Origin of the sequence: Undibacterium sp. SXout7W (genome assembly GCF_049339385.1) — a bacterium.
Classification (GTDB): Bacteria; Pseudomonadota; Gammaproteobacteria; order Burkholderiales; family Burkholderiaceae_D; genus Undibacterium.
The window spans coordinates 78403-90802 of sequence record NZ_JBMPPF010000020.1 but is presented as its reverse complement, the minus strand read 5'-3'; the positions used below and the strand labels follow the sequence as shown (position 1 = coordinate 90802).

12 protein-coding genes are annotated in these 12400 nt (G+C 45.7%); 11 read left to right on the top strand and 1 reads right to left on the bottom strand.

Translation table 11 applies throughout. From position 1 onward, the window contains the following. The first annotated feature begins 614 nt into the window (after positions 1–614). The 11 genes from ACO0LB_RS17275 to ACO0LB_RS17225 all read left to right on the top strand — a co-directional run bounded on the left by ACO0LB_RS17275 (position 615) and on the right by ACO0LB_RS17225 (position 11434). Positions 615–1343, top strand: coding sequence for a toxin co-regulated pilus biosynthesis Q family protein (locus tag ACO0LB_RS17275; protein WP_423051329.1), 729 nt, complete (start codon positions 615–617; stop codon positions 1341–1343). Positions 1344–1402: 59 nt separating this feature from the next. After that, positions 1403–2962 (top strand): PilN family type IVB pilus formation outer membrane protein, encoded by a 1560-nt coding sequence (locus ACO0LB_RS17270; RefSeq protein ID WP_423051327.1) that lies wholly within the window; start codon positions 1403–1405, stop codon positions 2960–2962. A 13-nt stretch (positions 2963–2975) separates the two neighbouring features. Continuing rightward, on the top strand, positions 2976–4280 hold the full coding sequence (pilO2, locus tag ACO0LB_RS17265) for a type 4b pilus protein PilO2 (RefSeq protein WP_423051325.1): 1305 nt from the start codon (positions 2976–2978) through the stop codon (positions 4278–4280). Positions 4281–4347: 67 nt separating this feature from the next. Continuing rightward, positions 4348–4779 (top strand): type IV pilus biogenesis protein PilP, encoded by a 432-nt coding sequence (gene pilP, locus ACO0LB_RS17260; protein ID WP_423051323.1) that lies wholly within the window; start codon positions 4348–4350, stop codon positions 4777–4779. Beyond that, positions 4776–6386, top strand: coding sequence for a GspE/PulE family protein (locus ACO0LB_RS17255; RefSeq protein ID WP_423051321.1), 1611 nt, complete (start codon positions 4776–4778; stop codon positions 6384–6386). Before pilP ends, ACO0LB_RS17255 begins: the two co-directional genes overlap by 4 nt. Further along, positions 6376–7452 (top strand): type II secretion system F family protein, encoded by a 1077-nt coding sequence (locus ACO0LB_RS17250; RefSeq protein WP_423051319.1) that lies wholly within the window; start codon positions 6376–6378, stop codon positions 7450–7452. The genes ACO0LB_RS17255 and ACO0LB_RS17250 overlap by 11 nt, the downstream gene beginning before the upstream one ends. Positions 7453–7484: 32 nt before the next feature. Continuing rightward, positions 7485–8045, top strand: coding sequence for a type 4 pilus major pilin (locus ACO0LB_RS17245; RefSeq protein ID WP_423051317.1), 561 nt, complete (start codon positions 7485–7487; stop codon positions 8043–8045). Continuing rightward, entirely contained in the window at positions 7990–9036 is a 1047-nt protein-coding gene (locus ACO0LB_RS17240; RefSeq protein ID WP_423051315.1) for an ATPase, T2SS/T4P/T4SS family, read from the top strand. The genes ACO0LB_RS17245 and ACO0LB_RS17240 overlap by 56 nt, the downstream gene beginning before the upstream one ends. Beyond that, the gene (pilM, locus tag ACO0LB_RS17235) at positions 9037–9585 is read left to right on the top strand and encodes a type IV pilus biogenesis protein PilM (RefSeq protein WP_423051313.1); all 549 of its coding nucleotides are present in this window, start codon (positions 9037–9039) and stop codon (positions 9583–9585) included. An 11-nt stretch (positions 9586–9596) separates the two neighbouring features. Next, entirely contained in the window at positions 9597–10955 is a 1359-nt protein-coding gene (gene pilV / locus ACO0LB_RS17230) for a shufflon system plasmid conjugative transfer pilus tip adhesin PilV (RefSeq protein WP_423051311.1), read from the top strand. After that, positions 10934–11434, top strand: coding sequence for a lytic transglycosylase domain-containing protein (locus tag ACO0LB_RS17225; RefSeq protein ID WP_423051309.1), 501 nt, complete (start codon positions 10934–10936; stop codon positions 11432–11434). Before pilV ends, ACO0LB_RS17225 begins: the two co-directional genes overlap by 22 nt. 216 nt (positions 11435–11650) lie before the next feature. On the opposite strand, the gene ACO0LB_RS17220 is transcribed toward ACO0LB_RS17225, so the two are convergent. Then, positions 11651–12349, bottom strand: a complete 699-nt coding sequence (locus ACO0LB_RS17220) for a response regulator transcription factor (RefSeq protein WP_423051307.1) — start codon at positions 12347–12349, stop codon at positions 11651–11653. Between the last annotated feature and the right edge of the window lie 51 nt (positions 12350–12400).

Here is a 12400-nt window from a genome sequence, read left to right as displayed (position 1 = left end):
CTGGAACGGCTGCCGCTACAACCGTTTAGTCAAATTAGCCAACTGCTCCCGCATCGCTGGGCCACCGTACAATAATTCTCACCACGATAAAGTCGTTCGGTCAACATGAGTTCGCCGGGCGGTTACGAAATTTGCGCTGATGAGGCAACTTGAGCAATCTATTCAAAACAAGAATGATTGTTATCTGACCTTTGTTTCAATCCAGCCACATACCTTTGTATAGGTACAAAGCAACGTACACGAAGGTACTATTTCTACAAATCAGCATTCTTTTGTACTAGTTTTCGATCATTGTTTTTAATGTGGGGAAACGGAAAAAATGCCCGCAAGGCTGGCGATGTCCATGCAGTAACCTGTAAAAACAATAGGGGTAATCGCAATAAGATGCACAGAATTAAGTGCCAATGATATTTGTTAATGAGCGATCTATAGAACACGATTGGGATGAAATCTAACAATTTTCCAAGCAAAAAACAAAGCATTGGAACCATGTTTGCTTAGGTGTAACTCAGATTGAGGATCGAGTCCAATAGAGACCAATCATCAGAAGAATTGATTTCACGTATTTTTGATGCGGATTCGCTAAAAAATTCGTGCTTATAAGGAAGCTAGCCATGCATTCACAAAGAAAAATCCGGCATCGTTTAATACTGCTCTGGTTATTGATAAGTGCATGTATTGAATGCTTTAGCGTATCTGCATATGCCGGACAAAAAACACCGGCAAGAAGTGATGCTTTTGCAGCTAACTCAGCTGATAGGTTGCAACTTAAATCCAGCGGTATGCTAGCAGGCGTATTCAATAGCGATAACTGCGAAGAGGATGATGTCGGTGAGCTGACTATGCCTGAAAGGATAGCACCGGTATCTGGTATGTCTGGTATGCAGGTGGCGAACCTCTATTTTGTAGAAAAATCACCGGGCGACTACTCGAAAAAATCTTCATCAAAAGACTCGGCAACATTGGTTGATACCGTCAAGCAAGATACGGTAGCCGTGGCTGAAAATAAAATTTTAGCTGCGAAATCTATACCTGAAATGCGAGTACCTGAAGCGACTCCTCCTACTTCAGCAGTGATGATTTCCAATACGGTATGGGAAATTGCCGTGTCAGATAAAACGCTGAATGCTGCTATCGCACGTTGGACCGCGCAGGCAGGTTGGCAGTTGTTGTGGGAATTATCGGTTGATTATGCAGTGGAAGCACGAACGATTGTTCCGGGTACATTTGAAGAGGCGGTAGAGACTGTTACGAGAAGTATGGAAACCGCTGAGATACCTATGAAAGCAATTTTTTACAAAGGAAACAAGGTTCTCCGGATTGTACAAGGGGGGATGAAATAATGCGCATCAGCCTACTTGTATCAACGTCGGTACTGTCACTGATTTCTGGGTGTACTAGCATGACGGGAAAGCTGGAAGGGCATATTGAAAAAGCTGACTCGATTGTCTCCACTTTAGTCAAGGATGTGGGTCATACTGCGCCAGGTGTGGTGACTAAAATATCACCGACGGTGCAACATGAGAATGGAATTTGGCTCAGCAAAAATGTAGTTAAAGTAAGTCAAACCACATTGCCTCCAATTTTTTATGAGGCAGCTACGTTTGATCGTCCCGTGTACTCGTTATCAGATATCGCAGAACGGATAACCTTACGTGCTGGTATCCCTACCAAAGTTAGTCCCGATGCGCTGACCGTATCGAATACCGTAACCCAGCCAAGCGGAGGTAGTGCTGTTGTTACCGCAGCAGGTGGATCAGTCAATCCATCTCCGATGGCAAGTCAACCAAGTATCGCAAAAGCAAAAGGACCAATTCGTATCACCTATACTAACGGCAATTTTAAGGGGTTGCTGGACACAATCGCAGCACGCTTTGGCGTGTACTGGAAATACGTCAATGACACAGTACAGTTTTATCACACGGACTCACGTACTTTCCAAATTAATGCCATTCCTGGCGACTCTACCTTCTCTGCCACGATAACGAGTGGCGCTACAACTACTGGCAGCACATCCGGTGCAAGTGCTGGTGGCGTTACCTCAAATAATAGCCAAAATACAGGTGTGAGCTCACAACTATCAGTTTATTCCAGTATTGAAAAAACGATTATGGCAATGCTTTCCTCGTATGGTAAAGCCGTCGCATCTCCGGCAACTGGCACCATTACTGTTGTCGATACCCCTGATGTGCTAGATCGTATTGCAACATTTGTCGAATCAGAAAATAAATCACTATCTCGCCAGATTTCCATCAGTGTAACCGTTCTCGCTGTGAATCTGACTAATTCAGACAACTATGGCATTCAGTGGAATTTAATCTACAAAAATTTGTTATCTAAATACGGTATTCAAAATACGGTGGCGAGTGCGAGCGGAACATCATTCTCTGCTGGTATTCTTCAAACTTCCACCAGCAAATTCGCTGGCAGTGATCTTGTTATCCAGGCACTTTCCGAACAGGGGAAAGTCCGCCGCGAAACAACGGCATCAGTCGTGACGCTGAACAATCAACCAGTTCCAGTGCAAGTCGCCAAACAAACCAGTTACCTGAAATCTTCGCAAACAACAGTTACTGCCTTAGTCGGATCTACTACAACTCTTATGCCAGGCACTGTGACTTCGGGATTCAATATGAGTATCCTGCCGCATGTACTCAGCAACGGTACAGTAATGCTGCAGTTTTCAACAGATATTTCCGCGTTACGCGGCTTTAGAACAGTAACAAGCAATAACAGTTCTATCGAAACGCCTGAAATTGATACACGCAATTTCCTGCAACGCGTGTCTATGAAATCAAATGAGACACTGATTATTAGTGGTTTCGAGCAAACCGACGACAACCTTGATCAAAATGGTGTAGGCACCCCCAAAAATTTTCTGTTCGGCGGTGGCTATAAGGGGGCATCGAACAAAGAAGCGATCGTGATTCTGATCACGCCGACCACAATGGCTAGTTTCTGAAAAGGCGACAGCCATGGCCATCCATATCACGCAGATAGGTAAACACAAATTCATCTGCGGCCTATTCTGGCAGTCACTGTCTCGCCCGCGTGAGTTGTTTAAAGAAGCCGGTGAACTTGCCAAAAAGATCGACTCCGACTTGATGGTTCTGCGCAAAGACCATTCAACAGCGCAGGCCGGATTTGCTCATACAAGAGATGGTGCACGTCGCATGGTCTATTCTCTTGGTGCGGTAGTGTCAAAGACGATGGCTTGTGAAGGAGCGACTTACGACGGGCAAAAACAAGCGGTACATAATTGGCTGGGAGCATTCAAGCTACCAGATGGAAAATGGGCATACTTCGCTGTTCGAGATGCCAATTTCTTACCAAACGGGGATTTTGCCGGAACCAAAGATGAAGTACTTGATCGTTTGCATGGTGACTATGGCCTGGGGGGCTGGAACGTCGTGATCGGTGATGCCGAGCTGGAAGAATACGGCTTTCATAATTTTAGTGCCAAACGTATCGAAGACCTGATCCCACACAAAAAAAATGGACAGATCAAAATATACAATTGGTGGGGACTGCGCCCTGTTGATTCGAAAATATCATGGGTTCCTGTCGCCATTGTCGGATTTCTGTTTATTTTCCTCATCGTAGGTGGCTACATTTACTGGCAACAGTACCAACATCAAAAAGAGGAACAACTACGTGAACTGGCGATTGAAGCTGCTCGTCAGAAAATGTTGGGTAATGGAAAGGGGAGCATGCTACCGCATCCGTGGCCAAGCATGCCTTTATCGCCGGTGATAGCAAAGACTTGCTTTGATAACTTGACCCATCTTACGGCTGGTGGTTGGCTACTTGATAGCTATGTTTGCAATGCAAATAGCGCTATGTACACGTGGGTGCGTCAAGATTCCACGATTGATTTTTTATTATCTCAGGTACCCGATGCCAAAGTTGATTTGAGCAGCAACAAAGCCACCCTGACTATTCCCTTCCAACTTGCAAATGGCGGTGATGAAATTTTGTTAGACGCTAAAAATATTTTGGAACCGTTAATCTCGCGATTACAACTCATGAATATCTCGGCTCAAATTGGGTTAATAGCTTCTCCACCACAGCCGCTACCACAAGCAAGCTTGCCAGGGGTAAAAGCGCAGGAAGTACCCAAACCGGACTGGCAGACATTTTCTTTCGTATTTGCTACTGGCGGTCTGTCTCCAACCGAAATTGCCAGAATGCTTAGTGGGCCCGGAATACGTATTAATAAACTTTCCTATCGCAGTGGAGAGTGGTCAATTGAAGGAGTGATTTATGCGAAATTGCCTTAAACATGTGATTCTGCTCTTCTGTTTGACACTTACAAATACGGTCTTTGCAGAGTCTGCATCAGATAATTTGACACGTATAGAAACTGAAACTTTGATACTCAAAGCGCGCGAAAAACAACTTGATGTACAAGCGAAAATTCTTGCCAGACAAAGTGAGATTACGTCTAAGCAGACAGAGTCGGACCGGATTACGCAATCACCGGCGTTAGGTAATCCGGTCATTGTATCGATTGAAGGAATAGGAAAAGTCATGTTTGCGACGCTGCAGATGGATGGTGGAAATCTGCTTGATGTTCAAGTTGGCGATGAGCTACCTAACGGCATGAAGGTCGCATCGATTCGTGCTAACGAAGTGATTATTGAAAATCATAAAAAAAAACGCATACGTTTAGCGACTGCAACTCAAGCACCAGTTACTTTTGATTCCAGTTACCCTAGTGTTGGATTGAGACTTCCTCCCTTAGCACCACCGACAGCCTTCAAAGGAGCGACAAAATGAATCATCATCAGCGGCAGTCTGAAGGGTCACTGGAAGTATTTCAACAATCAATACATGACTCCAACAATTTCACGAATACTAGCGTCATCAGTCAAAGCGGTGTTTTTGAGGCTAGTGCAGAGCAACGGAATTTGCTCTGTTTGCTGTCTGATGGGCGTTTACTCATAGCAGTCGGTCAGGAATTGAACTCACATGTGCTGTCTTACCGCGCTCGACTTGAAAAAATGCGACGTCTTTATCGCGTCATTTTGACTGACATCAAAACTATAGGACAGCTTTATCAGACAGGGCTCAGTAATGCTGGAGGACGGCACTCTGAGCATTCTGTGATGCAAATCACTGCCAAAGATCTTCTGAGTAAAGGCTGCCGTGCACGCGCATCAGATATTCATATTCGAGTTAAAAAAAATTGTACCGAACTATATTTTCGTATCCATAACGATCTGATACATACCGGTGGATATACACGAGAATATGGAGAACGCCTGCTGGCAACAATTTATGGCGCCATGACCTCGGTGTCCGACAGTACTTACAAGCCAACTGAACGGCAAGATGCAAGTATTGCCGATCGTGACAAGCTACCTCCGATGCTGTATTGCGTACGCATTGCTACCGCTCCGACTAGTGACGGTGTAGTGATGGTATTGCGGCTGCTTTATAACGATGCGGGAGACAACATCGATTTACGCCCGCTTGGTTTTTCTGATTCACATGCCGAAATGTTGCAACAACTCAAAGAGCAACCAATTGGGATGAACATTATCAGCGGCCCAACAGGAAGCGGAAAATCGACCAGTCTGCAACGAATACTGACCGGAGAAATTCTTGAGGCAGAAGGGAAATTGCACGTACTGACTGTGGAAGACCCCGTTGAGTATCCAATTGAAGGCGCGGTACAAACTGCGGTCACCAACGCAGGTGATGAAGAAGGGCGGTCAAAGATGTTTTCTGCTGCCATTGCCAACGCAATGCGCCTTGACCCCGACACCATCATGATCGGTGAAATGCGGGATCGTGCATCTGCTCAAAACGCATTGCGTGCCTCAATGACCGGGCATCAAGTATGGACGACAGTGCACGCCAATAGCGCTATGGCGATCGTCGATCGACTGGTCGATCTGGGATTGCCAATGAGTCTGGTGGCGGATCATACTGTTGTCACTGGGTTGATTAGCCAGCGTCTTGTCAAATTGCTTTGTCCACATTGCAAGAAAAAATTACATCAACATCAGAATGATCTGACGAAAGCTGTCATGCAACGGATTATTTTGGCGGTACAGGCCGATATTGAGGCAGTGTGTATTGTTGGCTCAGGTTGTGAGTTTTGCAATCATCAAGGGACGATCGGGAGAACCGTGGTTGCTGAAGTGATTCTCCCTGACGCTCAATTTTTCGAATACATCCGGGCAGGAGAAAAAACGAAAGCTGCGCAATACTGGATACAAGAGCTCCGTGGGAAAACGATCCTCGAACATGCTATCGAAAAAATTGCGACTGGTTTTGTCGATCCTCGTATGGCAGAGAAGGTAGTTGGCCATCTTGTCACTACCCCGGTTAGCGCAAGTAAGCGATTGAGTATCGTGGAGGCTGCTCGTGCAATTTGATATCAATCGATGGTGGGCGAAGACGCAGTTCTCAGAGAGTGCGCGTCTACGCTTGTATCGAAAAATTTCGAAAATGCTTGCCAATGGATTGCCATTGTTGAAAATCCTGGAAGAACTTCGGGATCGAGCCTCATACAATGGTCGTAAACTCAATGAACCTATGGTGATCATTCTCGATGACTGTCGGCGAATGGTGCAAAACGGACGCCTGCTGTCTGAAGGGCTTGAGTGGTGGATTCCACGTAATGAACAAATGATCATCATGGCGGGAGAACAATCAGGCCGTCTGGAGATCACTCTCGCGGCAGTAATCGACGTTGTGTTAGCGGGCAAAAAAATTAAACAAGTGATCATTGGAGGTGTCGCGTATCCGTTCGCCATTTTTACAATGATCATTGTTTATATCTATGTGTTCGGTACCCGTGTTATCCCTCAGTTCACCCGTATAGTGGATCCGACTCACTGGCATGGAGCTGCAAAGTCGTTATACATCATGTCACAAATTGTGCAGAACTGGATGCTCGCTGTTGTCGCTATCGTAGTCATTTTTATCACCATGATATTAGTATCAATGCCGCTATGGCGTGGTGATACCCGGGTTTTTTTTGACCGATTTGCGCCTTACTCCATCTATCGACTCATTATTGGTAGCGGCTTTCTGATGGCATTCTCAGCGCTACAGTTTGCCGGTATTACGGTAGAGAAATCATTGGCTCGACTATCTGATCTGTCGGACCCTTGGCTACGCGAACGCTTGGACGGTGCATTGCTCGGCGTCAAATCTGGCCTTAATTGTGGCGAAGCTTTACGCAACGCAGGCTACGGATTTCCCTCGAAAGAAGTGGTTGATGACTTATGCGTTTATGCAGAATATAAAGGATTTGCTGAGGCGCTCAAGATACTGGCGGACGAATGGATGGACGATGGTGTAGAAACCATCGCTATGCAGATGAAAATATTCAATGGATTTGCCATTGTCTCGCTAGCGATTGTGATTGGATGGCTGGTTACCGGATTCTTTGGTATTCAGCAGGAAATAGCGGCCATGACAAGAGCCGTACATTAAGTTTTTAATTAAAATCTACAAGGAGTAATACAATGAAAAACGCACACCTGAAAAGCCATTCTGTCGTCAATTTTTCTTTCCGCCAACGCGGTGCTTCACTGCTGGAGGGGATTGCCTATCTGGCAGTAGCAGCACTCGTGATTTTGGGAGCGGTATCGCTGTTGACCTCCGCATTCAGCAGCGCACAAAGTAATCGTGCTTCGGAAGAAGTTGTCTCTATCCGCACTGGCGTTAGAAAACTCTACACAGGGCAATCAAATTCTTATGGCACTGTCGACATCACTGCCAACTTAAATACTGCGAGAATATTTCCGACAACATTGACAGCAAATACGGCAGGTACAACTACAACCATGAATAACTCGTGGGGCGGCGCGGTCACAGTCACTGGGTCAGGTGGAGGCTCCACCTTCACCATTGCATATACACTGGTACCACAGGATGCCTGTATTAATATGATCAGTGGTGCCAGTGGATGGACACAAATAAATGTAGGTGGTGCGAACGCTATCACTACTTTCCCGGCGACTCCCGCAGATGCCAATACTGCGTGTGCCACCGCGACTAACAACATCAATTTTATATCGCGATAAGATCATCTTGCTTATGCTTGATGCCGTTAAAGTAAAACAGCTCGAATTCTCAGATCTCTATCTGGGACATTCGACGCTGGAAGACAGATTTTCTGACGTACCGGGTGCGGCAGCAAATCCACTTCCCGCAGGCCCTTTGCTTCGCGACGATCTTGATCAACTGACTGCTGCATGCAAACACATATTACAAGAACGGCCAACAGCAACCGAGTTCAAGACTGTTTATGATGACGTCGCTTACCGCGTCTCTGTGATGACTACAGCGAGTGGTGAAGTATTTGTATTACGAAAAATTTCGGAAAAAATTCATTCATTGTCTGAACTGGGCATTCCTCATGCATATATTCGATATTTAATGACAAGGGATCTTACCGGATTGTTCATTATTTCTGGTGCAATCAAGGCCGGAAAAACAACAACGGCATGCGCAATGATCAAGGATCGACTAACAGCATACGGAGGAGTCGCGGTTTCTACAGAAGAAACAATTGAATTGCCTCTGGAAGGTAGCTATGGCGATGGTATTTGTTACCAAACTAGTTTTCATCGGGAAATCCGTAGTTCTGTTGATACTTTTCGTCGTGCAATGAAATGGGGGGCAAAGATCATTTTGATCGATGAAATTCGTGACCACGAAATAGCGACAGAAGCATTGCAGGCAAGTATTAATGGTCACTTAGTTATTACAACAATGTTGGCGGCTAACGTGATTCAAACGATCAACAAGTTACATGCATTGACCAATGAAAAATTAGCTCCGGGGGCAGCTCAGTCACTGGTCGCAGATGGTTTGATTGGAGTGCTGCATCAACAGTTAATGCCAGGACCAAAACAAAAACTCGAAACCGAATTTCTCTTTCTTAAAGATGCTGTCATGACAAAGGCGGTACTACGAAATGGCAAGTATGATTTGCTGGGATCGGATATCAAACGTCAAATGGCGGCGATGATTACAGGCAATGCAACCGCGCAGAGATTCTTGGAGACTTAAATGTGGAATGTATTAGCGCTGACCACCATGCTTTCGCTTGTTGGTTATTACAATCTCAGCGAGTACAGGATATTACCAAATCCTGATCGTGTCGCAGCAAGAAATTTAGCTGCAAGTATGGGGACGTACCGTCAAGCGGTAATCAATTATTCCACTGCAAATCCAACTGATACCGGCCATTCTGTGGATCCTGCGGCTTTTTTTCCTACGGGCTATACCGTCGCAGCTGCCAGCATATGGAGCAATTATATTGAGCCCGATGGCACAATTTATATTTACCCAAATCCTGCAAAACCATTACCAGTCAATATCACGGCTGAGATTGTCAGTCTTTCACAAAATTCAGTGCTAGCAGGTGAGTCCGGTGCCACCGACAATATGCTGCATGCACCGGCAGATATTGCAACACCCATTGACCATATCAATAATAATCAAGATATTCCTATGGCAGAGGATTACCATGTTACGTCACTCATCCCGCTCACACCATCAACGAGTACATTAATCGTCCCTCCTGGTAGCCCTGTATGGCTCGCCTACAAAAATTGAAGGAGCAGCGCATGAAAAGTCGCCAATCCGGATTTACCTTGATCGAGGCAACCGGTGCCATGCTGATAGGATCCATGATGTTAATTGGACTGACTGCGATGATTGATTCATCAATGGAAGATTCAAAGGGACAACAAGCGGCGTTTTACCAATCGCAAGTAGTGTCGGCTACAGCCAAATATATCAATGTCTTTGATAATTATAATGCGCTGACAACAATACTTGCTCCTTCGTCTGGACTGACTAATACCGTAATTCCGTTGTCCAATCTCAGGTTGCCGGCAACGATGGCAGGCGCGAATATCTATGGGCAAACGCCATGTGTGGTGGTGAAACTGCGAGCTGGCACTTTGAATAAACTTGATGTGTTAGTTGTTACCACAGGTGGGGACAAAATAGCGACTAAGGATATTGCTGCTGTCGCCGCAGAAGCAGGGCCGGGTAACGGCTATATATTGGATGCGGGCACGGGCACGACGCAGGCACAAGGTGCATCTTGGGCACTCGATGCCACAGCACTGGGAAGCTTTGCAGGTAGCTGCCTGACGGGCACAACTGACGATAGCGGTCATCTTGCCTCTGCGTTGTTTTTTGATAGCCCAGGGCAGCTGTCCACGGATTTTTTATATCGTAACCAGATTCCAGGTCGCCCTGAGCTTAATACCATGAATACACCGATGCGGATGGCCAATAATGCTGTCGTAGTGGCAGGCGACACTTGCCCTGCTGCCGCTATCGCCGTGGATGCCAACCGGGAATTGCTCCAGTGCGGCAGCGATGGGAAATGGGCGTATGTCTCAAAATGGAAAGCACCAGTGGCAGACTATACCGCTCTGAATAGTTTGGCGACGAAGCAAATTGGTGATGTGCGCATGGCTTTAAACATCAAAAAAGCATTCATGTATGACGGCACTAAGTGGGTTGCGCTAGCGGAAGATGAAAACGGTAATCTGAATATCACAAACCATTTAGCAGTAGGCGATGTCAGTGGCTTACCGGGTACCGCCGGCCCCGGAGATATTCGAATCGGCGGTAGTTTGTTGGCGAATCATGATGTTACTGCCAATCAAGAAGTGCACGCTGGTTGGGTAATTGTGGACACATCAGTTACCGCTGAGTCTTTATTCATTAACTACAACAGCATAGGGCATTACAACGGTTGGGCATGCAACATCACTTTATTTGACAGGGGAGGGAATCCCTATAAAGCATGGCCAGTTGGTAGCATCACGGCTGAAGGGGGAAATGGTTTGCAAACCGATGGTGCTGGAAATCCGTCCATTGGCCTGCCCAATGCCGGTAGTGGGGTGAATACCGGTAAGACCTTGTATTGTGGTAACGATCAAGTATGGCATTACATCAGCCCATGATGGCGCTTGTAAAAATGTGGTTGGCCACAAAATGCATGTACGTACTTTATGCAGTATCGGGTATCGTCATTGTTCTGTTTTGCCAATCCGCGGACGCGTGCTGGGATCAAGCAGCACAAAAATACGGTATAAACCCTTACCTGTTACATGCAATTGCTAAGACTGAATCCAACCTGAATCCTGCTGCCATCAATCGCAACAAAAATGGTACTTACGATATTGGCATTATGCAAATTAACAGCAGCTGGTTTCCAATTTTAAGCAAGTATGGACTAGATGAACAGCAGCTTCTTGAGCCTTGTACAAATATTCAAGTCGGAGCGTGGATTCTTGCGCAGAACATGCAGCGATTAGGCAATTCCTGGAATGCGGTTGGAGCCTATAACTCCAGTAATCCTACCTATCGCCTCCAGTACGCGTTAAAAGTTTACAAAAATCTTCCCCCTGCTCTCCGCATATTAGGGCAATCAGAGAACTGACGATGATTTCATTATTTGGGCATAATGCAAAATTACAGGCTGTACAGCAATAGCCAATTTTGGTTGATCATGATTTTAAACGCCATAGCGACGGTCGAAGCTGACCTGAAGCCCACTATAACCGTACCGTACTCAATGGCATATGATGGATATTGTGCATTAGCTTAAATTTAAAGAAATTGTCTGTTGATTTGTCTCATCTCATGCTTGAGTATTTCAACCTTGATTCTTGGTATATAACTCGAGACGATATCCTTGGTTATATGCAGTTCGAATCATCACGCCACGCTCAGTGCCCAGTTGCAACTTTTTACGTAATTTATATACGTGTTGTTCAATTGTTCTACCTGCGATTTCACTATCTACCCCCCAGATTGCGTTACCGATGGTTTCGCGTGAAATATAAATTCCGGGTGTAGAAAAAAAGAGCCAAGCCATCGTAAACTCTCGTGGTGTGAGTTCAATCTCAACCCCGCGGTATGAAAAACTTCTGGTTTCGTTATCTAGCGTAAACTCCATCAAACTAATAGTTCGACGACGAGCTGTATGGCGACCGGTGCGGCGAAGTATTGCATGCACTCTTGCGACCAATTCAACTGATTCTATGGGCATAGTGACATAGTCGTCTGCTCCTGAGTCGAGAGCCAACGCGGCGAGATCTGCATTTTGTACCAAGGAAAACATCATGATCGGCGTACTCTCGCCGAAGCGACAGTTCATCCACGAAATAATACTTTCGCTATCTGGTACTGTAGTGCCCATTTCTATCAAAATGAGGTCGAAATTTTTGCGCCGAATCAAACGCAATAGGGATGTTTCAGATAATAACCGTTCGCAATCGAATCCTGCACGTCTGAGGCTAGCATGAACGTGTTCCGAAACTGAATTACTACGTATGTAACATGCAATATTCATTTACGCCTGTACACAAACTATCCGGTATGGAACCTTCAATTTGGTTTTCAC